Consider the following 22,352-nt stretch of genomic DNA (forward strand, 5'->3'; position numbering starts at 1 on the left):
TCATCATGATGTCCTTCCGGGCGACCCGAACGCGCGCCTCATCCACCCCACTGCACGAATCCGCCGTGGGGAAGGATCGGAAGGAGCACGACGTCGAGCTCGGCTCCGTTCGTGGCGGTCAACGTGGTGTAGTTCGCATCACTCGGGTACATCGCGGGATCGTCCCGAGGCAGGCTCACGTCCCACACCACCCCGGCCTCGCGGGCATCGAGGACGAAGCAGTCCACTCCGGGCCACGGCCCGACGACCGGATCGGCGAAGCTCCGCTCGGTGCCGCTGAGAACCGAGCGCAGCTGGATCGGGATCTGATCCCCGATCAGCTTCACGTCGCGGAGCCCCTCGCGCGGCGGGCTCTCGCTGACGGGTGCATGGCACAACGCGAACCTCGACGGCCGGTAGTTCGCCGCGGACGGGTCCGACCAGGCGGCCGTCGGAAGCGGGTCGGACAGCGACAGGAACTCGCGGAGCTCGACCTCGCCGGTCCGCACCATCTCCACGCCGACGGGGCTGAGTCGCCGCTCGAGTATCCCACCGTTCGGATGGCCCGCAGCCGCCTGGCGATCGGGATAGGAGAGCACCCGACCGTCCGCGTAGACGTACAGCCACCCGACGTGGAGCTTGCTCCACTGCGCCAGGATCCGTCCGTCATCGAACGTCGCTCCAGCGATCGGTGGTGGGATTCCCTCGGCAGTCCTCTCCTCAGACGAGGACCATGGACCGCCCGACATCGCGAGCGCTCCTGCGCCGAGCAGCAACACGCCGAGGGCGACGCCGATGGCGTAGCGCAGATGCCGATGCCGTGTCCGGATCCCGGCCTCCCGGATGACGCCGGCTTCAACCGGCGGCGACGACCCGTCGACGGAAGGGTGTGCGCGTGCGGTGGTGGTGGTGCTCACGTTGCCTGCTCCAACCGATGATGGACACCGAGTCGGCGTTCAGCCGCCCCAAAGGACCCAGCCGCCGTGGGGCATGATCGGGATCGAGATCAGGATCATCTCGCTGCCGTCGATCCCGTCCATGGTCGCGAACGCCGAATCGTCGGTGCGGAAACGGACGTCCTGCTCGGTCTGGCCGAGATCCGGACGGGTGTGCGCCCAGATGGCACGGACCAGGTCCGCGCTCATCACGTGACAGTCCACCCCGGGACCGGGATCGCCATGATGGCCGTCGATCCCGACGAAGCGCCCATCCTCGTCCAGGACGGGTTGGGTGAAGCTCCGCACGTCGGCGTGCTCGAGGAGCGCTCGGACCGGACGCGGTAGCTTCATGGCTATCGTGCCGACGTCAGTCAGGAAGTCCGGTTCGGGAGCGGGTACCTTCGCGAGGTGGCACAACGCGTACTCCGTCGCTCGGTAAGCCCCGGAGCGCTCGTCGGCCCACGCCTCAGCGGGGACGGTCCCGGCCGGCCCGACGAGGTCCTCCGCATCGAAGACCCCATCGCTGAGGAGCGTCATGCCGAGTGGGCTCAGGTGGCGTGCGCGGATCGGCGGTCGATCCGCGTAGGAGAGCACCAAGCCGTCGTCGTACACGTATGCCCAGCCGACGTGGATCCTGGCCCATCGATATTTCACGGTCGCTGCGGACGCCGGAGCATCCGCTGCCGGTGGCCCGTTCGGTTCGGGCGCCGCGACCCGACTTCCAGCCGTGTCGGAGAAGAACGCCGCGATGCCTCCAGCGACGACAACGGCGGATGCCACGACGATGAGCGTGATCCGACTCCGACGCTGGCGTGCATGATGACGTGCGTCGGAGATCGCACCGTCCTCAATGACGGGCGGAGCATCGGCGAAGGAGTCATCGGCGCTCTCGGCTCTGGCCAAGTGCTCGCTGGAGACCGGACCGTCATCGTCGACGGAAGGGGGCACGTGTTCGGAGGTGGTGGTGCTCATGTTGCCTGCTCCAACCAATGACGATATTATCATTAGCACCATGATCGATGTCAAGCTCGATCGGAACGATCGGACCGACCTCTACGAGCAGGTGGCCGCCGAGATCCGTCGGTCGATCGCAGATGGCGAGGCTCTGCCGGGTGATCGCCTGCCCCCGGCGAGAGACCTGGCGGCCGTACTCGACGTGAACACCAACACGGTGCTGCGCGCGCTGCGCCTCCTGCGAGACGAGGGACTGCTCGAGTTCCGGCGCGGGCGCGGCATCTCGGTAGCGGGGGTCCCCGAGCGCGGCGCGGTGCTCCAACGCACCCGCGAACTCGTGGCGTTCGCACGCCAGCAGGGTTACAGCACCCAGGAGCTCATCGACATGATCGTCGCCGTCCCCTGAGACGACCGCGGCTCGCCTGACTGGACAGGCGAGCCGATGAAGACTGGGTGGAGCCTAGGAGATTCGAACTCCTGACATCCTGCTTGCAAAGCAGGCGCTCTACCAACTGAGCTAAGGCCCCCGAGCGGATGTCGCGGCATCCGCGGGTGTGGAGTTGTGGAGTGGGGATACGAGGACTTGAACCTCGGACCTCTTCGTTATCAGCGAAGCGCTCTAACCGCCTGAGCTATATCCCCGAATTTCGGCCGAAGGAAAGACTACCCGACGGTGCGGGAATCTCCGAATCGAGCCGAGGTCGGCGTCAGTTGTTGGTGAAGCCGACCAGCAGGCCGCCCGTGATCTTGACGCTGAGGTTGTAGAGCACGGCCACGATCGCGCCGAGCGCGGTGGTCACGACCAGGTTGAGCAGCGCGGCGACGACCGCGAAGCCCATCACGTTGCCGAGCGAGAGCACCGCGGTCAGGTCGCCGCTCGAGCCGGCCACGTCCTGCACGAGCGAGTTGACCTGCTCGAAGATGCCGGTCGAGCTCAGCACCGTGTGGATCAGGAAGGTCACGACGATGCTGATGACCGCGAAGCACACGGCCACGAGGAAGGACAGCTTCACCGCCGACCAGAAGTCGATGTAGACGAGGCGCAGGCGCACCTGCTTGGCCGGGGGCCGGCGGTTCGACTTGCGGGCCAGCTTCTCGGCGACGCTACTCATTGACGGTTACTCCTCTCGCGCGGGCTCGGCCGCTTCGGACTCTGCGGCCTCCTCCACGAGATTCCGTTCGGAATTCCTCGCGATGGCGATGATCCGGTCGTCGTCCGCGAACTTCGCGAACACGACGCCCATCGTGTCCCTGCCCTTGGCGGGAACCTCGGCGACGTCAGAGCGTACCACCTTGCCGCTGGCAAGAACCACAAGGACCTCGTCGCCTCGGGAGGCGATGAGGGCGCCGGCCAGGTCGCCGCGGTCCTCGCTGAGCTTGGCCACCTTGATGCCGAGTCCGCCGCGCTGCTGCTTGCGGTAGTCCTCGACCCTGGTGCGCTTCGCGTAGCCGCCCTCGGTCACGACGAACACGTAGGTGTCGCTCGGGCTGAGCTTCTGGCCGTTGTCCTCGGCGGATGCGTCGACGGCCTCGATCTCGGCCTCGTTGCCGTTCGATCCGGGCACGACGGATGCCTCGAGCAGGCTGTCGCCCGAGCGGAACGACATGCCCTTCACGCCCGACGTCGACCGGCCCATGGGGCGGAGCGCGTCATCCGTCGCCTCGAACCGGAGGGACATCCCCTTGCGCGACACGAGCAGGATCTCGTCGTGCTCGTCGACCAGCATCGCCGAGACGAGCTCGTCGCCCTCGCGGAGGTTGATCGCGATGATTCCGCGGGAGCGATTGGTGTCGTAGGCGGTGAGATCGGTCTTCTTCACGAGCCCGTCGCGCGTGGCGAGCACGAGGTACGTCGCCACCTCGTAGTCGCGGATGTCGAGGATCTCGGCGATCTGCTCGTCGGGCTGCATCTCGAGCAGGTTGGCGACGTGCTGGCCCTTGGCGTCGCGGCCGCCCTCCTGGATCTCGTAGGCCTTGGCGCGGTAGACGCGGCCCATGTTCGTGAAGAAGAGCAGCCAGTGGTGCGTCGTCGTGACGAAGAAGTGCTCCACCACGTCGTCGGCGCGCAGTTGCGCCCCCTTCACGCCCTTGCCGCCGCGGTGCTGCGAGCGGTAGTTGTCGCTGCGGGTGCGCTTGACGTAACCGCCGCGCGTGACGGTGACGACCATCTCCTCCTCGGGGATCAGGTCTTCGACCGACATGTCGCCGTCGAAGCCCGGGAGGATGTGCGTGCGGCGGTCGTCGCCGTACTTCGCGGCGATCTCGGCGAGCTCGTCGGAGATGATGCTGCGCTGGCGGGTCGGGCTCGCGAGGATCGCGTTGTAGTCCGCGATCTTCGTCTCGAGCTCGGATGCCTCGTCCATGATCTTCTGGCGCTCGAGGGCCGCGAGGCGACGGAGCTGCAGGTCGAGGATGGCGCGGGCCTGCACCTCGTCGACGCCGAGCAGGTCGATGAGTCCGTCGCGCGCGTCCTCGACCGTCGGCGAGCGGCGGATGAGGGCGATGACCTCGTCGAGCGCGTCGAGCGCCTTGAGGTAGCCGCGCAGGATGTGCATCCGCTCCTCGGCCTGGCGCAGGCGGAACTGGGTGCGGCGAACGATGACGTCGATCTGGTGGTCGACCCAGTGCGCGATGAAGCCGTCGATCGAGAGGGTGCGCGGCACGCCGTCGACGATCGCGAGCATGTTGGCACCGAAGTTGTCCTGCAACTGCGTGTGCTTGTACAGGTTGTTGAGCACGACCTTCGCGACCGCGTCGCGCTTCAGCACGATCACGAGGCGCTGGCCGGTGCGGCCCGAGGTCTCGTCGCGGATGTCGGCGATGCCCGCGATCTTGCCGTCCTTCACGAGGTCGGCGATCTTGATCGCGAGGTTGTCGGGGTTCACCTGGTAGGGCAGCTCGGTGACGACGAGGCAGGTGCGGCCCTGGATCTCCTCGACGTTGACGACGGCGCGCATGGTGATCGACCCGCGACCGGTGCGGTAGGCGTCGTTGATGCCCTTCACCCCGAGGATCTGCGCACCGGTCGGGAAGTCGGGCCCCTTGATGCGCTGGATGAGCGCCTCCTGGAGCTCCTCGCGCGAGGCGTCGGGGTGCTCGAGGAACCACTGCGCGCCGGACGCGACCTCGCGGAGGTTGTGCGGCGGGATGTTCGTCGCCATGCCGACGGCGATGCCGACGGACCCGTTGACGAGCAGGTTCGGGAACCGGCTCGGCAGGACGGTCGGCTCCTGGGTGCGGCCGTCGTAGTTGTCCTGGAAGTCGACGGTCTCCTCGTCGATGTCCCGCACCATCTCCATGGCGAGCGGGGCCATCTTCGTCTCGGTGTACCGGTGCGCCGCGGCGCCGTCGTTGCCGGGCGAGCCGAAGTTGCCCTGGCCGAGCGCGAGCGGGTAGCGCAGGCTCCACGGCTGCACGAGGCGCACGAGCGAGTCGTACACCGCGGTGTCGCCGTGCGGGTGGAACTGGCCCATGACGTCGCCGATGATGCGCGTGCACTTCGAGAACGCGCGGTCGGGTCGGTAGCCGCCGTCGTACATCGTGTAGATGACGCGGCGGTGCACGGGCTTCAGGCCGTCGCGCACGTCGGGCAGCGCACGACCGATGATCACGCTCATCGCGTAGTCGAGGTACGACCGCTGCATCTCGAGCTGCAGGTCGACCTGGTCGATCCGACCGTGGATGCCGAAGCCCTCGCCGTCGCCGCCGGGGTTGATCACGTCAGATGTCAAGGAAACGCACGTCCTTCGCGTTCTTCTGGATGAAGCTGCGGCGGCTCTCGACGTCGTCGCCCATCAGCGTGGAGAAGATCTCGTCGGCCGCGGCCGCGTCGTCGACCGTGACCTGCAGCAGCGTGCGGGTCTCGGGGTTCATCGTCGTGTCCCACAGCTCCTGGTGGTTCATCTCGCCGAGGCCCTTGTAGCGCTGCACGCCGTTCTCCTTGGCGATGCGCTTGCCCTCGGCCAGGCCGGCCGTGAGCAACGCGTCGCGCTCGCGGTCGGAGTAGACGTACTCGTGCTCGGCGTTCGTCCACTTCAGCCGGTAGAGCGGGGGCTGCGCGAGGTACACGTAGCCCATCTCGATGAGCGGCCGCATGTAGCGGAACAGCAGGGTGAGCAGCAGGGTCGTGATGTGCTGGCCGTCGACGTCGGCGTCGGCCATGAGCACGATCTTGTGGTACCTGGCCTTCTCGGCGTTGAAGTCCTCGCCGATGCCGGTTCCGAATGCGGTGATCATCGCCTGGATCTCGGCGTTGCCGAGCGCCCGGTCGAGTCGTGCCTTCTCGACGTTGAGGATCTTGCCGCGCAGCGGCAGGATCGCCTGCGTCTCGGGGTTGCGACCCGTCTTGGCGGAGCCGCCGGCCGAGTCGCCCTCGACGAGGAAGATCTCGGAGATCGTCGGGTCCTTGCTCGTGCAGTCGGAGAGCTTGCCGGGCATGCCGCTCGACTCCAGGAAGCCCTTGCGTCGGGTGGCCTCTCGCGCCTTGCGGGCGGCGATACGGGCCGTGGCCGCCTGGATCGCCTTGCGGATGATGTCACGCGCCTGGTTGGGGTTGCGCTCGAACCAGTCGCCGAGCTGGTCGCCCGTGACCTTCTGCACGAACGACTTGGCCTCGGTGTTGCCGAGCTTCGTCTTGGTCTGGCCCTCGAACTGCGGCTCGGACAGCTTCACCGAGATGACCGCGGTGAGTCCCTCGCGCACGTCGTCGCCCGAGAGGTTGTCGTCCTTGTCCTTGAGGATGCCCTTCTCGCGCGCGTAGCGGTTCATGAGCGTGGTGAGCGCCGCGCGGAACCCCTCCTCGTGCGTGCCGCCCTCGTGCGTGTTGATCGTGTTCGCGTACGTGTGCACGGACTCCGTATAGGCGGTGGTCCACTGCATCGCGACCTCGAGCGCGATCTTGCGCTCGGTGTCCTCGGATTCGAACGAGATGATCTCGTCGTTCACGAGGTCGGCCTTCTTCGAGCGGTTGAGGTACTCGACGTAGTCGACGAGGCCGCGCTCGTAGAAGAAGGTGTCGGAACGCGGCTCCGGGGCATCCGCCTCGGACTCGGCCGTGTCCTCGGGATCGATCTCGATGTGCCCGACCCGCAGGTCGGTGAGGGTGATGCGCAACCCCTTGTTGAGGAAGGCGTACTGCTGGAAGCGGGTGCGCAGCGTCTCGTAGTCGAACTCGACGGTCTCGAAGATGTCGGGACTCGGCCAGAAGGTGATCGTCGTGCCGGTGGCCTCGGATGCCTCGTCCTGCGAGAGCGGGGCATCGGGAACGCCGACCGTGTAGGACTGGCGCCACACGTGGCCCTGCCGCTTCACCTCGACCTCGAGGCGCGACGAGAGGGCGTTGACGACGGATGACCCGACACCGTGCAGTCCGCCGGACACGGCGTACCCGCCACCGCCGAACTTGCCGCCGGCGTGCAGCACCGTGAGCACGACCTCGACCGTCGAACGGCCCTCGGTCTTGTGGATGTCGACGGGGATGCCGCGGCCGTTGTCGATCACGCGGATGGCGCCGTCGGGCAGGATCGTCACGTCGATGTCGTCGGCGAAGCCCGCGAGCGCCTCGTCGACCGAGTTGTCGACGATCTCGTAGACGAGGTGGTGGAGACCCCGTGGCCCGGTCGAACCGATGTACATACCGGGGCGCTTGCGAACCGCTTCGAGGCCCTCGAGAACCTGGATCGCGTCTGCACCGTATTCAGGCGTCTGCTGGGCCTTCGTCGGTTCCGCTGTCATGGGTGAATCGGGCTCCTGACCGTCGTTCTGGCGACTCTCAATCCTATCAAACGGAGGGTCCTCACCGGCCCGGAAGCGCCGATCTGAGGCGATGACGCAGGGGAAGTGACCGAATTTGCCACCTCAGCCGTAGGTATCGCGCGGACCACGCCCTGGAACCGATCTGGGACCCCTTTTCCAGGTGGGGGCATCGGGTCCTTGGAAGCGGATCGTCTCGACCCCGGCTCCCGGGTACCGGTCGAGGATGCGGGTGACGAGCTCGGAACGCATCAGCCGGAGCTGCGTCGCCCATGCCGTCGACTCGCAGCGCACCTGCAGCACGCCGTTCTCGATGGCGATCGCGTCGGAGTGCCGCGCGATCTCGTCGCCGGCGACCTCGGACCACGAGGCGAGCACCTCGTGCTGCGACAGCGGCGCGGTCCAGCCGAGCTGGCTGGTGAGCCCGTCGATCGCGTCGGCGAGCGGCTTCGGGTCGCGGCCGGGGGTGAATGGCTCGCCGCCGGTCGTGTCGCGGGTGCGGCTGCGTGCGCGACCGGGGCGTGGACGGGTGTCGCCGAAGATCTCGCGGAAGTGCTGGTAGACGCGCGCGGCCTCGGAGCGCTCGGGAGCTTCAGGCATCCGTCGTCGCCTCCTCCTCGACGATGTGGCCGGCGTCGATGTGCACGATGCGTGCGATGAGCGGCTCGGGCACGTCCTCGAGCACCGCCGCGGTCACGAGCACCTGCTCGAACCCGCCGATCGCCGCGGCCAGGCGCTCCCGGCGCAGCCGGTCGAGTTCGGCGAAGACGTCGTCGAGCACGAGCACCGGGTCGCCGGTGGTCGAGTCCCGGCGCAGCAGCTCCGCGGATGCCAGGCGCAGCGCGAGCGCGAACGACCACGACTCGCCGTGGCTCGCGTACCCCTTCGCGGGCAGGCCGTTGAGGAGCAGCACCACATCGTCGCGGTGCGGGCCGACGAGCGTGATCCCCCGCTCGAGCTCCTTCGGCCGCAGGTTGCGGATCGCCTCGGCGAAGCGGACGGCTGTGGCGGATGCCCCGTCGCCGGCGATGGCGGCGATCGCTTCGGATGCCGCGGCCGACCGCGGCGCGGCATCCGCCGGGGTCTCGGACTCGGGGTCGGCCCCGTCGATCGAGAGGAGCGGACGCAGCCCTGGCGCGTGATCGGCGTCGACGATGGAGTGGTAGGCCGCGGCGAGCGGGGCGGCGAGCTCCCCCACGAGCGCCACGCGCTGGTCGATGAGCTCGGAGCCGAGCTGCACGAGCCGCTCGTCCCAGATGTCGAGCGTCGGGAGCTGGGCCGCGGCGAGGCCTCGGGCACGGGCGCTCTTCAGGAGCGAGTTGCGCTGCTTCAGCACCCGCTCGTAGTCGGCCATGACCCCCGCGAGGCGCGGAGTGCGCTGCACGAGCAGCTCGTCGAGCAGGCGGCGGCGCACGGAGGGCTCACCGCGGACGATCGCGAGGTCCTCGGGGGCGAAGAGCACGCTGTGCGCGTAGCGTGGCAGCTCGCGGGTCTTCACCGGTGATCGGTTGAGCTGCGCCCGATTGGCGCCCTGGCGGTTCAGCTGCAGCTCGATGAGGAGCTCGCGGTCGCCGTGCGCGAGCAGGGCGCGCACGATCGCGGCATCCGCCCCGGCCCGGATGAGCGCCTGGTCTCCCGAGACGCGATGGGACCCGAGCGTCGCGAGGTAGCCGATCGACTCGACGAGGTTGGTCTTGCCCTGCCCGTTGCGGCCGACGAACACGGTGGCGCCGGGACCGAGCACGAGCTCGGCGCGCTCGTAGTTGCGGTAGTCGGTGAGGGAGAGGCGGGCGACGTGCACGCTGGGCTCCCTTCCTCGGCCGGACGCCTCAACGCTACCCGCGCCGACCGACTCCGGTGGTCGAGCAGCGGCCGCGGAATCGCACCACCCCGGTGGTCGGGTAGCGCCGGCAGAACGTCACCGCAGCAGCAGGTTCGGCTGCAGCAGGTAGCGGTACGTGTCGGCGCCGGCCTGGTCGCGCGACGTCTGGCTCGTGATGAGCACGGGACCCGGCTTGTTGGGGTTCTCCGTCTTGGTGAAGGAGATGCGCACGAACTCCGAGTGCACCGCGCCGAGGCCGTCGAGCAGGAACTGCGGCTTGAGCGACACGACCGTGTCGTCGCCCGTGAGGATGGCGTCGATCGTCTCGGAGGCCTGGGCCTGCTGGCTGCCGATCGCCTCGAGCGTGAGTCCGTCGGCGGTGAAGCTGTAGCGGAGCGCGGCCTCGCGCTCGAGCACGAGCGCCACGCGGCGGGTGGCCTCGATGAGCTCGGCCGTGTTCATGACCGCGTAGTTGTCGACGGTCTCGGGGAAGAGCCGGCGCACGGGCGGGAAGTTGCCCTTGATGAGGAGGGACGTCACGGTCTTGCGGTCGGCGCTGAACGCGATGAGCTCGCGATCGTCGCGGCTGGTGATCGCGACCGAGATCGTGCCCGAGTGCCCGAAGGTCTTGCCGACCTCCTGCAGGGTGCGGGCAGGCACGAGCGCCGCGAGCGTCTCCTCGGAGGCGACACCGCCGCCGTCCCATTCGATCTCGCGGATCGCGACGCGATACCGGTCGGTCGCGACGAGGCTGAGGTTGTTCTCGCGCACCTCGAGCTGCACCCCGGTGATCACGGGGGTCACGTCGTCTCGGGATGCCGCGACGGCGACCTGCGCGACGGCCGTGGCGAACTCCTCGGCCGGGACCACGCCGGACTCGGTGCCCACCTCGGGGATCGACGGGTATTCCTCGACCGGCATCGAGAGGAGGGTGAAGCTCGCGGAGCCGCAGGTCACGGAGATGCGGGACTCCTCGGTCGCGACGTGCACGGGCGCGTTCGGCAGGCGGCCGGCGATCTCGGCGAGGAGGCGACCCGAGACCAGGACCGTGCCCGACTCCTCGACGTCGGCTTGGATCTCGGTCTGCGACGAGACCTCGTAGTCGAAGGAGGAGAGCACGAGGCCGTCGTCGTTCGCCTGGATCAGCACGCCGGAGAGGATGGGCAGCGTCGTGCGCTGCGGCAGGAGCTTGACGGCGAAGGACACGGCCTCACTGAAGACGTCGCGATTGACCTGGAACTTCACGGTTCTCCCGTCCTCGTGCTGCTGGCTGGCTCACCCATGCTATCCGGACTGTTCCGCACGGTGTCGGGACATTCCGTGTGCGCTCGGGCATCGTCACCGCGGTCGTGAGCGACAGGTCGACGCGGTGGTGCGCGGCGCACGCCCCGGGTCCGCGTGCATCGAGGTGAGCGCCCAGGGTCGCGTGCCCTGCGGGCGCGACTGAACCACGGCGACGGACATTCCACACCCCTCGACCGTCGACATCGGGTCGCGAGTCGCACGATGTGAGACCTCGGCTCCGACCCCGACGCCCTCGATGTTGTCGGGCCCGCGCTTAATCCATCTTTCTCTTAACGGTGTTAACCGCTGTGGAAACTGTGGATGGTGTGCTGCGATGCGCGGAACCACGCCGATGTCTGCCGATCGGAGCTGTGCACAGCGTGTGCGATTCGACCGGGAAGCGTCGAGCGGGCCGCGTGGGCCGGGTGGGGTTTTGCACAGGCTCCCCCGCCGTCTCAACAGGCGTTGCGGGCCGTCCCCTTAACAATCCACAACTTTTCCACAGTTGTGGGAATCGCCCGTTCAGGGGTCACGGAGCGCCTGCGGAGGGCGCGGAAGCGGGCTCGATGACGTCGTGCGAGGGTGTCGCGCGGTGGCGCGGCATCCGTTCGACGCGGGCGCGCGGCATCCGTGCGACGCCCGTTCGCGGCATCCGTCAGCGGTAGCGGGCGTTCTGCTTGATGCGTGCGGTGAGCTCGGTGACCTGGTTGTAGATCGACCGGCGCTCCTTCATGAGCTCCGAGATCTTCTTGTTCGCGTACATCACGGTGGTGTGGTCGCGGTTGCCGAAGAGCTGTCCGATCTTCGGCAGCGACAGGTTCGTGAGCTCACGGCAGAGGTACATGGCGATCTGCCGCGCGGTAGCGACGGCCTGGGACCGGCTCGAGCCGTAGAGGTCGTCGACCGTGAGCTTGAAGTAGTCGGCCGTGGCCGTGATGATGTCGACCGGCGCGACGACGTTGTCGGTGTCGTCGGTGATGAGGTCCTTGAGCACGGTCTGCACGAGCGGCATGTCGACGGGCGTGCGGTTGAGGCTCGCGAACGCGGTGACGCGGATGAGCGTGCCCTCGAGCTCGCGGATGTTGGAGGAGACCTTCGACGCCATGTACTCGAGGATCTCGTCGGGCACCTGGAGCCGCTCGGACTGCGCCTTCTTGCGGAGGATGGCGATGCGGGTCTCGAGGTCGGGCGCCTGCACGTCGGTGATGAGGCCCCACTCGAAGCGGCTGCGCATCCGGTCCTCGAACCCCGTGAGGTGCTTCGGCGGCACGTCGCTCGTGATCACGACCTGCTTGTTGTGGTCGTGCAGCGTGTTGAAGGTGTGGAAGAACGCCTCCTGCGTCTCCGCCTTGCCCTGCAGGAACTGGATGTCGTCGATGAGCAGGATGTCGATGTTGCGGTAGCGCTGCTGGAACAGCGAGCCGCGGTTGTTCGCGATCGAGTTGATGAAGTCGTTCGTGAACTCCTCCGACGAGACGTACCGCACGCGGATGCCGGGATAGAGGCTCTGCGCGTAGTGGCCGATCGCGTGCAGGAGGTGCGTCTTGCCGAGCCCGGAGTCGCCGTAGATGAAGAGGGGGTTGTAGGCCTTCGCCGGCGCCTCGGCCACGGCGACCGCGGCCGCGTGGGCGAAGCGGTTGGACTGGCCGATGACGAAGCTGTCGAACGAGTACTTCGGGTTGAGGCGTGCGTCGCGCGGTCGGTCGGGGCTCGTGTTCTCGAACACCGACTGCGGGGAGGCCGGCAGCTCGACCGGGTTGGGGTAGTCGTCGAACGCGGCGGGCTTCGGCTCGGGCGCCCGCGTCTCCTCGAGCTCGGGGTTCACGACCACGTAGAAGGAGGTCACCGACGAGGGCGACTCGATCGCGCTCATCGCCGAGAGGAGCGAGACGCGCATCCGCTGGTTGAGCATGCTGGCCGTGAAGTCGTTCGGGACCTCGAGGTAGAAGGTGCCGGCGGCGATGCCCTTGGGCTCGACCAGGTTGAGGAACCCCTGCAGCATCGGGGTGATCGCGTCGTCGTCGTTGAGTCGGTCGAGGACGGTGGCCCATGTATCGGAGATGGGCTGCTCTGTCATCGTTCCCCGCAATCCCTCGGTGCCGTCGTGTGCCGCTCATCGATCCCCCGATCGATGGAACGAGCGGCGCGAGGCGAAGTGTTCACCGTTATCCACCGGCTGTGTGCAGAATCGGCGAGACGCCCGGGATTCCGCGTGCAAGGCTGGGGATAACTGGTCTCACACGCTAGCGAAACTCGCCCCCTGGGACAAATGCCGGAGGAGGGATTCGACGCCTCCCGCGTGTCGATCCACAGGGTATCCCGAGGTATGCGGGATACTCTTCCGTTCGCACTATGCCGGCTTCGGACTTCGCCTGGTTTGACCACGGGTCCGGGAGGCCGTAGTTTTAATAGGTTGACCCCAGCCCTTTCGGGCACCCAGTTTCCCTCCGGAGCATCGCACTCGCTGCGCGGCGCGGAGATTCCGACAGCCGGAGAAGAAGAATGAGCAAGCGTACCTTCCAGCCGAACAACCGTCGTCGCGCCAAGAAGCACGGCTTCCGCCTTCGCATGCGCACCCGCGCGGGCCGCGCCATCCTCTCGGCTCGCCGCGCCAAGGGTCGCACCGAACTCTCCGCGTAAGTCCCTCGGTGCTCGCCAAAGCCAATCGCATCACGAGCGCCGACGACTACCGAGCCGTCGTGCGCCGGGGTGCGAAGGTCGCCGGTGCCCACACCGTGAGCTATCTGCGCTCACGGGAGTCGGGCACCGACGCACGCTTCGGCTTCATCGTCTCCAAGAAGGTCGGCACGGCGGTGCGACGCAACCTCCTGCGCCGACGGCTCAAGGCCGTCTGCCACGAAGCCCTGGGCGACGGCGTCCACGGCGTCGATGTGGTGGTCCGGGCATTGCCCGGTGCGGCCGAGGTGGAATGGTCCGAGTTGCGCGGCGAGGTGCTCGCCGCGTTCACCCGCGGGCCGGCACGTGCCGCCGCCCGCCCGGTTGAGGCCGTCGCGGCGGCCGCCGCCATGAAGGACGGCTGACGATGCGCAACCTGGCGTTCTTCATCCTGCTCATCCCGCGCAACCTCGGCGTCCTGCTGCTCCGCGCGTATCGCGCCGTGATCTCGCCCCTCTACGGGGACGTGTGCCGGTACTACCCCTCTTGCTCCGCATACGGCCTCGGCTCCGTGCAGCAGCGCGGACTGGTGGTCGGTTCCGCCCTGACGGCCTGGCGCATCGTCCGGTGCAACCCGTGGACGGCCGGCGGCATCGACGAGGTGCGCGCCGCGCGTCACGACCGGTACCGCATCACGAAGTTCGGATGGGTCGTGCCGGCCGGCATGTTCCCCAAGGCCGAAGCGGATGCCGCGGCCGCCCGCCTCGCCCACGAGCTCGAGCACCGAGCCGCCGCCGAGCCCCGCGCCGATGAGCCGGTCCTCGCGAACTCCTCCCCCAACCTGTCCCGGAAGGACTGACTCGTTCCATGCCTGATTTTCTCGGCTTGATCCTCTGGCCCATCAAGTGGGCCATCGAGTTGATCCTCGTCGCCTTCCATTCGATGTGGACGTTCTTCGGGCTCGACCCCGATGCGGGTGTCACCTGGGTGCTCTCGATCGTCGGGCTGGTCATCGTCGTTCGCGCGGCGCTCATCCCGATCTTCGTGCGCCAGATCAAGAGCCAGCGTCGCATGCTCGAGGTCGCTCCCCAGCTCAAGAAGATCCAGGACAAGTACAAGGGCAAGAAGGACCAGTTCTCGCGCGAGGCCATGTCGCGCGAGACGATGGAGCTCTACAAGAAGACCGGGACCAACCCGCTCTCCTCGTGCCTCCCGCTCCTGCTCCAGATGCCGATCTTCTTCGGCCTCTTCTCGGTGCTCAACGACGCGTCCGTGCACGACCGAGCCGGCGTCGGTGCCCTCTCGCAGGAGCTCGCCGACTCGTTCGCGAATGCCGTGTTCCTCGGAGCCCCGTTGAACTCCACCTTCATCGAGGCGTGGAACAACGGCGGTCAGCCGTGGCAGACCATGGTGGTCGCGTCGGTGATGATCGTCCTGATGACCGCATCGCAGTTCATCACGCAGCTGCAGATCGTCTCGAAGAACATGTCGCCCGAGACCAAGGCGAGCCCCATGTTCCGCCAGCAGCGCATCCTGCTGTACCTGCTCCCGCTGGTGTTCGCGGTTTCGGGTGTCGCCTTCCCGCTCGGCGTCATGTTCTACTGGCTCGTCTCGAACTTCTGGACCATGGGTCAGCAGTTCCTGGTCATCCGCAACATGCCGACCCCCGGGTCCGAAGCGGCCCGTGCTCGTGAAGCTCGCCTCGCCAAGAAGGGCAAGCTCGTCGTCGAGGAGAAGCACGAGAACGACGTCGCCGAGCCGAAGAAGCCGACGACCACGCAGCGCCAGCAGCCGATGGGCAAGGCCCGTGCGAAGAAGCAGGGCGGAAAGTAGACGATGACGAACGTGCAGCACGAAGCCGAGGACCGCTCGATCGCCCAGCTCGAGGAGGAAGGCGACATCGCCGCGGACTACATCGAGGAACTCCTCGACATCTGCGACCTCGACGGTGACATCGACATCGACGCCCGGAACGGCCGCGCGTACGTCTCGGTGAACGCCGGCGAGGGTGCGAACCTCCGCATGCTGTCGAAGCCCGAGACGGTGAGCGCTCTGCAGGAACTCACGCGCCTTGCCGTGCAGACCAAGACCGGTGCGTTCTCGCGACTGATCCTCGATATCGGCGGCTCGCGCGACGCGCGCCGCGACGAGCTCGCAGGTCTCGTCTCCCGTGCGGTGGAGCGCATCGAAGGCGGGGCCGCTGAGGCAGCGCTCCCCCCGATGTCGTCGTATGAGCGGAAGCTCGTGCACGATCTCGTGAGCGAGCGCGGCTTCTACTCGGAGTCGCGAGGCGAGGGCGCCGACCGGCACACGGTCATCACTCGCAGTGCCTGAACCCGACGACGTTTCACGTGAAACGATGACCGACGGTCTCGAGCCCGAGCCCGCGGCGGCCGCCGACCTGTTCGGCGAGCACATCGCGAAGGGACGGCAGTTCACCGAGGCGCTGGCACGCCACGGCGAGGAGCGCGGACTCGTCGGACCACTGGAACTCCCCCGCCTCTGGACGCGCCACGTGCTCAACAGCGCACTTGTGGCTCCGTTGCTCCGTCCGGGCCGGGTCGGTGACGTCGGATCGGGCGCGGGCCTTCCTGGCTTGGTGCTCGGCATCATGCGTCCCGACGTGTCATTCGTCCTCATCGAGCCGATGGAGCGGCGCGTCGCGTGGCTCGAGCGTCAGGTCGACGAGTTGGGGCTCGCCAACGTCGAGGTCGTCCGGGCGCGCGCTGAGGAGGCAAAGCTGAAGGGCGCACTCGACCAGGTGACCGCGCGGGCCGTCAGCGCACTCCGCACCCTCATCCCCATCACCGCTCCCCTGCTCCGCCCGGGTGGTGAGCTCGTGCTCATGAAGGGCGCCGGCGTCGACGGCGAGATCGGGGCCGCCGAGAAGGCGATCCGCAAGTACAAGGTGCACGACGCAGAGGTGCTCGTGCTCGGTGAGGGCGTCGTGAGCGAGGTCACGCGAGTGTTCCGCGCGACGGTGGGCTGAGCGCTTCGTCGGTGACGGCTGCCGGCTCGCTCGTTCGGGAACGTACGCGGTGGCGACGACGACGGGTCGTCGGTGCCCACATGCTGCACGGTGGTGCGGAGGCGCATCATGGCGACGCGGGGACCGGTGCCGCTCGTCGCCATCATCCACGGCTCTGATCTGAAGCGACGCTTCGCGGGGACGTTTCACGTGAAACATCCCGAGCAAGGCTGAACGTACGAGGGGCCCACGGGCATTCGATCCGGCTGATCTCGGATCGGTGCGCGAAGACGTCAGTGACACCCGGCGATTGGCAGAGCGTCGTGTCTCCATCCGACGCTCAATGCCCGATCCGGCAGGCCCATGGTCGCCACGAATCACCTCGAATGCACAACGAGCGCGCGGGGACTGGCCCGTTTCCCTCCCTCGGGCGGACGGTTCCAAGTGCGGACGCACGGCGATGATTCAGTCGACCGATGTCGACGACGACGGTGAGTGGTCTGAGCATGCCCGCGAAGGGGTGAGACGGGCACGATCTTCACCTTTCGGGACGTTGGCACAGTGCGCCGCCACATTTCCGCATCGCGCGCGGGCAACCGGCAGGCTGGCTGACGTACCGTGCCTGGGAGCTGTACGCCGCCTCCTCGACATGCTCTGTTTTGGATCGGCTGATTACGGCGGAGCAGCCACCCCGCCCGAGAGCTCCGTCCGCGCTAGCCACGCGTCCCGATTGCGCTCAGGACCTCTCTCGCAATCGTCCGAACGAGTAGTTGCCCCCACTCCCCCTCGCCTGTCCGACTGAGCACGGAGTCCAGCCATGTGGGTCGGTGCAACACCTGAATGCACGTCATTCGGCGGCGTCGCGCACGTCCCGCATCGTCGTAGTGCAAACCCCCCGCCCAGGAGCCGGCGCGCCCGGACCAAGAGCTGGCGATCGACTCCTGGCTGTGGCCGACCCCCTCCTGCCGTGCAACCCCCCGCGCCCGCGCCGGCGCGCCCGGACCAAGATCAGGCGATCGACTCCCGGCTGTGGCCGACGCCCTCCTGAATGAGCTCGCCTCCGAGGCGATCCGCCGTCCCCCGGAGTCCGCCGGCGGTGATGAGCGTGCTTGGCTCGGGTCGCCTCTGCGGTCGCGCAATCGATCGAACACGTCTGACTCGACCGAATCTGTCCTTCACTGACTGCACTCACCGGGCCCACCACCACGCGGCGGTATCCGTCGCGAAGTCCCCACGAAGTCCCCACGGAGCGGCCTCGGGGAGCTCCGGCGCAGTCTCAACGGTGGTGAGACGGCGTGGCGCCATCACTACATGATCCTCGTGCGACGTGATCGTGCCCGTCTGAATCCCTCGAAGCAGTCGGTCGCTGTGCGAGGAGGAGACCGCACCCGCACGGCAGAGAGATGACCCCTCACCCCGAAAGCCCGCGATCGGTGCGACGGGAACGACGGACGAGGCGGGAATGGTGATGGCGGGCGGAGCGGGAACTGCGGAGGTGAGGAAAGGGTGGGCGAGGCGGCAACGGGTGGGCGGAGCGGGAACGGCCGACGTGTCGGAAACCGATGACCGGAACGGGAAGGGCGGGCGAAGCGGGAACGGTGGGCAGCGCGCGGCAACGGGCCGTGGCCGCAGACGGCAAGCGTGAGGGACAGCGGGCGGAGCGGGGACGGTGGGGGAAGCGAAAGAATGGTGGGCAGCGCGGGAATGGCCGACATGTCCGAAACAACGGGCGGAGCGGGGACGGCGGGCGAAAGCGGGAACGGTGGGCAGCGCGGGAACGGTGGGCAGCGGGGGAACGGCGGGCAGCGCGGGAACGGCGGGCGGCGCGGGGACGGTGGGCGGCGCGGGGACGGTGGGCGGCGGGGGAACGGCGGGCGGCGGGGGAACGGCGGGCGGCGCGGGAACGGCGGGCAGCGCGGGAACGGCGGGCAGCGCGGGGACGGTGGGCAGCGCGGGAACGGTGGGCGGCGCGGGAACGGCGGGCAGCGGGGAACGGCGGGCAGCGCGGGAACGGCGGGCGATGCGGGAACGGCTGACGTTACGGACCCGACGGGACGGGAGCGTGACGAGCTGGGGGCGGCACGCGGCGGCAACGGTGGGGTGACTGGAACGGCGCCGCGGGCGCCGCGCGGGCTTGCACCAAGGCCCCACGGTCATGGGCCCGACAGAGGCGAGCTCGTGCGAGGGGCTCACGTAACGAGTGGGGTACTGAGGTGGTCCAGAGGCCGAGGATCGGTCGACGTTTCACGTGAAACGTCGACCGAAGTCTCAAATGACGAGAGGGCGCCGACGACGCGGCACGTCAGTGCCAACGGGATGATCGCCGTTTCACGTGAAACGAGGCGCGAGGCAAGACCGCAGCCGGATGAACTCCACCCACAATCGTGCACCCTCGAACAACGAGAGCCGTTTCACGTGAAACATGCAACTCCCGAATGTCACCAACGCACGACCACGTCTACGCCCGATGACCCCGATCTCGGACGGAGCGCAGGCGACCCCACGGTGGTGGTTCGCGATGCGTCGCTCCGAACCATGGACACGTCCTCACCCTCGGGACTCAGGCGGACCGCCGAGCCACGCACGTCCTCAACAACGACGAACCCTGGGCCATCCGGCGGACACGGGAATCCAACCGTGGCGCCGACGGGTGTGGCGGTTAGGCTGGATTCTCGAGCCGAACGCACGACGATCGGTGCAGCGGACTGACGGGGAGCAGCGGGTATGGCACAGGGTGGAGGTCGCGGATGGTTCCACCGGAAGCGACAACAGCCCGACCCTGAACCAGACAACGGCACGACGCACGCGAGCACGCTTCGACCGCCCGCACCGGATTCCCGATCGGCTGCCGGCCCTCAGTCGAGCGAGACTCCGACGCCCGGTACTTCTTGGAACGCCGGCACGCCCCTGACCCAGTCGTCGGTCGTCGTCTCCGATGACAACGAGCAATGGAGCCCCGAGGCCCGAGATCCTGAGGCGGCCTCTCCGAGCATCCCCGACCAGGTTGCGCCCGTCACGGTTCCAGCGTGGCACGCGACAGCAACGCCACCGCCTCCCGTATCCAACCCCACCACCGAGTCGTGGACGGCATCGCCGGAGTGGGCACCCCCGTCATCGCCCCCGGCATCGTTCGGAGCACCCACCGCTTCCGTGACCAGTGAGCCGACGGCTGGCCCACGGGGCGAGTCGCCGACCGGGCCTGCGAACTCGGGCACCGCGGGTGACGCCGGCTCCGCCGCTCCGTCCACATCGTTGCCGGGGCCTGCATCGAATCCGACGTCGCCGGCAGGTGAGGCAGCTCCTGCAGCGTCACCTCCACCCGTTACGACGAGCATCGATTGGGATGTCGCGACCGCTGCCGCGCTCACGGATGAAACAGGTGCGGATGACACCGCATTGCCTCACTCGCTTCCGAAGACCTCACCCGACCGCCTGCTCGAGGATCTCATCCGCGAGATCGTCGGTGATGCGGCGGCAGACACGGTCTCATCACTGCAGACGCCGCGAACGGACGTGAGCGAGTCAACCGTTCGGTCGGCCGAGGAGGGCCAGCCGCACGAAGCCCAGGAAGTCACTCGCAGCGCAGACGAGCACGTGGATGAAGTCCAACAGGACGGGCTGGAGCTCGCACCGACCTGGGAGACGTCACCGCCCAGCGTCGCCGATGTGCACGAGCACCCCGTTGCCGCCGAGCCATGGACGGAGCCGACGCCGGCAGCGTCCACGATCGCCGACGAAGCGACGTCGGCGACGGTGGGCGGCGCCAGCCAATGGGATGCCCGGATCGATCAGCGGCTCGCGACTGACACGCCTCCCCCGAGCGCCCCGGCCAGCACTTCCGTCGACGAGGCTCAGGCCGAGAATCCTGTGATCGAAGCCGACCCAGACCCGCAGCCCGCATCGTCGGCGACGGTCGTGCCCGGTACGCTTGATCCTCGGGAATCGCCCAACGAGCCTGTGCTGGATCGCATCCAGACAGACCCGCCGAGCTTGCCCACCATCGACATTCCGGCGTCCGTTTCACGTGAAACCACCGCGCAGGAGCCCGCGACCACCGTTTCACGTGAAACGTCCACTCAGTACGGAGGAACTCCCCTGGCCGATCAACTCGCCGACGAGACGCGACGTCGCCAGGCACTCGAGGGTGAGGTCCTTCCCCTGCCCGCGCGCACGCGCATCATGACGATCTCGAACCAGAAGGGCGGCGTCGGCAAGACGACGACGGCCGTCAATCTCGCCGCGGCGCTGGCTCGCACCGGTGCGCATGTGCTGGTCATCGACCTCGACCCGCAGGGCAACGCGTCGACGGCCCTCGGGGTCGATCACCGGTCGGAGCAGCAGAGCGTCTACGAAGTGCTCGTCGCGGACCTCCCCCTCTCCGAGGTGGTCCAACCGTCGACCGAGCACGAGCGCTTGGATTGCGTTCCCGCGACCATCCACCTCGCCGGCGCGGAGATCGAACTCGTGTCCCTCGTCGCTCGCGAGCAGCGCCTCCGCCGTGCGCTCGACGCGCACCTCGCCGCGATGGACCGACCGTACGACTACGTGTTCATCGACTGCCCGCCGTCGCTCGGCCTGCTCACGATCAACGCGTTCGTCGCTGCGCGCGAGGTGCTCATCCCCATCCAGTGCGAGTACTACGCGCTGGAGGGCCTGTCCCAGCTCTTGAGCAACATCGAGCTCATCGAGAAGCACCTCAATCCCGACCTCCGGCTCTCGACGATCCTCCTCACGATGTACGACTCGCGCACGAACCTCGCGCAGCAGGTCGCCCAGGAGGTGCGGGATCATTTCCCGACGCAGACGCTCGGAACGATCATCCCCCGCTCCGTCCGGGTCTCGGAGGCGCCCAGCTACGGCCAGAGCGTGATCAGCTACGACTTCGCCTCGACCGGGTCGCTCTCCTATCGCGAAGCAGCGGCGGAGATCGCACGGCGCGGCCTCGCGAACCAGAACACCCAGAAGGACATGCACTGATGGCTACCAAGCGCACCGGACTCGGCCGTGGAATCGGCGCTCTCATCCCCACCGTCGATGATGCAGCCCGCGCGACTCGTCCGGTCGACGTCTTCTTTCCCGACGCCGACTCGACGCCCGCCACGGCCATCGCCGCCGTCGAGCAGGCCGCCGCGACGGAGGGCCTGCTCACGGTTCCCGGCGCGCGCCTGGCGCGGTTGAGCCCCGACGACATCGTCCCCAACGCGCAGCAGCCCCGCACGGTCTTCGACCCCGAGGACCTCGAGGAACTCGTCCACAGCGTCCGAGAGTTCGGCGTCCTGCAGCCCATCGTCGTCCGCCCGCACCCCGGTGAGCCCGGCAAGTACGAGCTCGTCATGGGCGAGCGCCGACTGCGTGCGACGAAGGCCGCCGGCCTGGACTCCATCCCGGCGGTCGTGAAGGACACGGCCAACGAGGACATGCTGCGCGATGCGCTGCTCGAGAACCTCCACCGGTCGCAGCTCAACCCGCTCGAGGAGGCGTCCGCCTACCAGCAGCTCCTCGCCGACTTCGGGATCACCCAGGAGGAGCTGGCCTCCCGCATCGGTCGCTCCCGTCCGCAGATATCCAACACCCTCCGCCTGCTCAAGCTCCCCGAGGCGGTGCAGCTCCGAGTCGCGGCCGGCGTGCTGAGCGCGGGCCACGCGCGGGCCATCCTCGCCGTGAGCGACGATCCTGAGGAGATGCAGCGGTTCGCCGACAAGATCGTCAACGAGGAGCTGTCGGTGCGCGCCGCCGAGGCGCTCGCGGCGAGCAGCCCGAAGCCGTCCCGCGCGAAGCCCGCCGCCGGCAAGCGGCAGGACTTCCTCGACGATCTCGCCACCCGCCTCGGGGACCGCCTGAACACCCGTGTGAAGATCGCGATCGGTGCCCGGAAAGGCCAGATCAGCATCGATTTCGCGACGGTTCAGGATCTCCGTCGCATCCTCAGCGACCTCGGCGAGGAACTCGAGGGCGTCTGACCCCGGATCGCCCGGAGAACGGCTCCTGGTGAACTGAAAACACCCTGCTTCGCGCCACGCGAGCCACGCGAGCCAGTTTG

Annotated in this window: 17 protein-coding genes, 2 tRNA genes and 1 pseudogene; 9 read left to right on the plus strand and 11 right to left on the minus strand. The window is 68.1% G+C overall.

The annotated features are described in order from the left end of the window. Window positions 1-38 precede the first annotated feature (38 nt). Window positions 39-896, minus strand: a complete 858-nt coding sequence (locus FYC51_RS07770; RefSeq protein ID WP_148733019.1) for a hypothetical protein — start codon at window positions 894-896, stop codon at window positions 39-41. A 39-nt stretch (window positions 897-935) separates the two neighbouring features. After that, window positions 936-1,889, minus strand: a complete 954-nt coding sequence (locus FYC51_RS19185; protein WP_187432536.1) for a hypothetical protein — start codon at window positions 1,887-1,889, stop codon at window positions 936-938. Window positions 1,890-1,929: 40 nt separating this feature from the next. Here FYC51_RS19185 and FYC51_RS07780 point away from each other — a divergent pair, with 40 nt between their 5' ends. Then, window positions 1,930-2,277, plus strand: a complete 348-nt coding sequence (locus FYC51_RS07780; RefSeq protein WP_238476262.1) for a GntR family transcriptional regulator — start codon at window positions 1,930-1,932, stop codon at window positions 2,275-2,277. Window positions 2,278-2,325: 48 nt separating this feature from the next. Here FYC51_RS07780 and FYC51_RS07785 read toward each other — a convergent pair. The 9 genes from FYC51_RS07785 to dnaA all read right to left on the minus strand — a co-directional run bounded on the left by FYC51_RS07785 (window position 2,326) and on the right by dnaA (window position 12,805). Next, window positions 2,326-2,398 (minus strand) — tRNA-Ala (locus FYC51_RS07785). A gap of 41 nt (window positions 2,399-2,439) precedes the next feature. Next, a tRNA-Ile gene (locus tag FYC51_RS07790) sits at window positions 2,440-2,513 on the minus strand. A gap of 65 nt (window positions 2,514-2,578) precedes the next feature. Beyond that, window positions 2,579-2,983 carry a DUF3566 domain-containing protein gene (locus FYC51_RS07795; protein ID WP_148733021.1) on the minus strand — a complete coding sequence of 135 codons (405 nt, stop codon included), beginning with the start codon at window positions 2,981-2,983 and terminating at the stop codon, window positions 2,579-2,581. Window positions 2,984-2,989: 6 nt separating this feature from the next. Continuing rightward, window positions 2,990-5,515: a DNA gyrase subunit A gene (gene gyrA / locus FYC51_RS07800; protein ID WP_238476360.1), complete on the minus strand. Its 2,526-nt coding sequence runs from the start codon at window positions 5,513-5,515 to the stop codon at window positions 2,990-2,992. 76 nt (window positions 5,516-5,591) lie between these two features. Then, a complete protein-coding gene (gene gyrB / locus FYC51_RS07805; protein WP_148733023.1) occupies window positions 5,592-7,604 on the minus strand; it encodes a DNA topoisomerase (ATP-hydrolyzing) subunit B in 2,013 nt (670 codons plus the stop codon). A 123-nt stretch (window positions 7,605-7,727) separates the two neighbouring features. After that, window positions 7,728-8,222: a DciA family protein gene (locus tag FYC51_RS07810; RefSeq protein WP_148733024.1), complete on the minus strand. Its 495-nt coding sequence runs from the start codon at window positions 8,220-8,222 to the stop codon at window positions 7,728-7,730. Further along, window positions 8,215-9,423, minus strand: coding sequence for a DNA replication/repair protein RecF (recF, locus tag FYC51_RS07815; protein WP_148733025.1), 1,209 nt, complete (start codon window positions 9,421-9,423; stop codon window positions 8,215-8,217). The genes FYC51_RS07810 and recF overlap by 8 nt, the downstream gene beginning before the upstream one ends. 117 nt (window positions 9,424-9,540) lie before the next feature. Further along, on the minus strand, window positions 9,541-10,689 hold the full coding sequence (gene dnaN, locus FYC51_RS07820) for a DNA polymerase III subunit beta (RefSeq protein WP_148733026.1): 1,149 nt from the start codon (window positions 10,687-10,689) through the stop codon (window positions 9,541-9,543). A gap of 694 nt (window positions 10,690-11,383) precedes the next feature. Continuing rightward, on the minus strand, window positions 11,384-12,805 hold the full coding sequence (gene dnaA, locus FYC51_RS07825; protein ID WP_148733027.1) for a chromosomal replication initiator protein DnaA: 1,422 nt from the start codon (window positions 12,803-12,805) through the stop codon (window positions 11,384-11,386). A gap of 425 nt (window positions 12,806-13,230) precedes the next feature. On the opposite strand from dnaA, the gene rpmH reads away from it, so the two are divergent. From rpmH to FYC51_RS07870, 8 genes and pseudogenes are all read left to right on the plus strand, one after another. After that, the gene (rpmH, locus tag FYC51_RS07830) at window positions 13,231-13,368 is read left to right on the plus strand and encodes a 50S ribosomal protein L34 (RefSeq protein WP_022889115.1); all 138 of its coding nucleotides are present in this window, start codon (window positions 13,231-13,233) and stop codon (window positions 13,366-13,368) included. Window positions 13,369-13,376: 8 nt separating this feature from the next. Continuing rightward, window positions 13,377-13,769, plus strand: coding sequence for a ribonuclease P protein component (gene rnpA / locus FYC51_RS07835; protein WP_148733028.1), 393 nt, complete (start codon window positions 13,377-13,379; stop codon window positions 13,767-13,769). A 2-nt stretch (window positions 13,770-13,771) separates the two neighbouring features. Next, window positions 13,772-14,062 (plus strand): annotated as a pseudogene (gene yidD / locus FYC51_RS07840) (membrane protein insertion efficiency factor YidD); the annotation flags it as partial. 149 nt (window positions 14,063-14,211) lie between these two features. After that, window positions 14,212-15,177 carry a membrane protein insertase YidC gene (gene yidC, locus FYC51_RS07845; protein ID WP_148733030.1) on the plus strand — a complete coding sequence of 322 codons (966 nt, stop codon included), beginning with the start codon at window positions 14,212-14,214 and terminating at the stop codon, window positions 15,175-15,177. Window positions 15,178-15,180: 3 nt separating this feature from the next. After that, window positions 15,181-15,678 (plus strand): Jag family protein, encoded by a 498-nt coding sequence (locus FYC51_RS07850; protein ID WP_148733031.1) that lies wholly within the window; start codon window positions 15,181-15,183, stop codon window positions 15,676-15,678. Window positions 15,679-15,703: 25 nt separating this feature from the next. Beyond that, window positions 15,704-16,333 carry a 16S rRNA (guanine(527)-N(7))-methyltransferase RsmG gene (gene rsmG / locus FYC51_RS07855; protein ID WP_148733032.1) on the plus strand — a complete coding sequence of 210 codons (630 nt, stop codon included), beginning with the start codon at window positions 15,704-15,706 and terminating at the stop codon, window positions 16,331-16,333. Window positions 16,334-20,407: 4,074 nt separating this feature from the next. Further along, on the plus strand, window positions 20,408-21,289 hold the full coding sequence (locus FYC51_RS19560; protein ID WP_274379491.1) for a ParA family protein: 882 nt from the start codon (window positions 20,408-20,410) through the stop codon (window positions 21,287-21,289). After that, entirely contained in the window at window positions 21,289-22,272 is a 984-nt protein-coding gene (locus FYC51_RS07870; protein ID WP_148733034.1) for a ParB/RepB/Spo0J family partition protein, read from the plus strand. The genes FYC51_RS19560 and FYC51_RS07870 overlap by 1 nt, the downstream gene beginning before the upstream one ends. Window positions 22,273-22,352: the final 80 nt, after the last annotated feature.

The organism is Agromyces mariniharenae (assembly GCF_008122505.1).
GTDB classification, from domain to species: Bacteria; Actinomycetota; Actinomycetes; order Actinomycetales; family Microbacteriaceae; genus Agromyces; species Agromyces mariniharenae.

Bases quoted from the DNA above. Each gene is read 5' to 3' on its own strand.
- dnaA (WP_148733027.1), bottom strand. From the start codon at position 12,805: ATGACAGAGCAGCCCATCTCCGATACATGGGCCACCGTCCTCGACCGA.
- rpmH (WP_022889115.1), top strand. From the start codon at position 13,231: ATGAGCAAGCGTACCTTCCAGCCGAACAACCGTCGTCGCGCCAAGAAG.
- gyrA (WP_238476360.1), bottom strand. From the start codon at position 5,515: ATGCAGCGGTCGTACCTCGACTACGCGATGAGCGTGATCATCGGTCGT.
- FYC51_RS07795 (WP_148733021.1), bottom strand. From the start codon at position 2,983: ATGAGTAGCGTCGCCGAGAAGCTGGCCCGCAAGTCGAACCGCCGGCCC.
- FYC51_RS07870 (WP_148733034.1), top strand. From the start codon at position 21,289: ATGGCTACCAAGCGCACCGGACTCGGCCGTGGAATCGGCGCTCTCATC.
- rsmG (WP_148733032.1), top strand. From the start codon at position 15,704: ATGACCGACGGTCTCGAGCCCGAGCCCGCGGCGGCCGCCGACCTGTTC.
- FYC51_RS07850 (WP_148733031.1), top strand. From the start codon at position 15,181: ATGACGAACGTGCAGCACGAAGCCGAGGACCGCTCGATCGCCCAGCTC.
- yidC (WP_148733030.1), top strand. From the start codon at position 14,212: ATGCCTGATTTTCTCGGCTTGATCCTCTGGCCCATCAAGTGGGCCATC.
- FYC51_RS07780 (WP_238476262.1), top strand. From the start codon at position 1,930: ATGATCGATGTCAAGCTCGATCGGAACGATCGGACCGACCTCTACGAG.
- FYC51_RS19185 (WP_187432536.1), bottom strand. From the start codon at position 1,889: ATGAGCACCACCACCTCCGAACACGTGCCCCCTTCCGTCGACGATGAC.
- FYC51_RS07810 (WP_148733024.1), bottom strand. From the start codon at position 8,222: ATGCCTGAAGCTCCCGAGCGCTCCGAGGCCGCGCGCGTCTACCAGCAC.
- gyrB (WP_148733023.1), bottom strand. From the start codon at position 7,604: ATGACAGCGGAACCGACGAAGGCCCAGCAGACGCCTGAATACGGTGCA.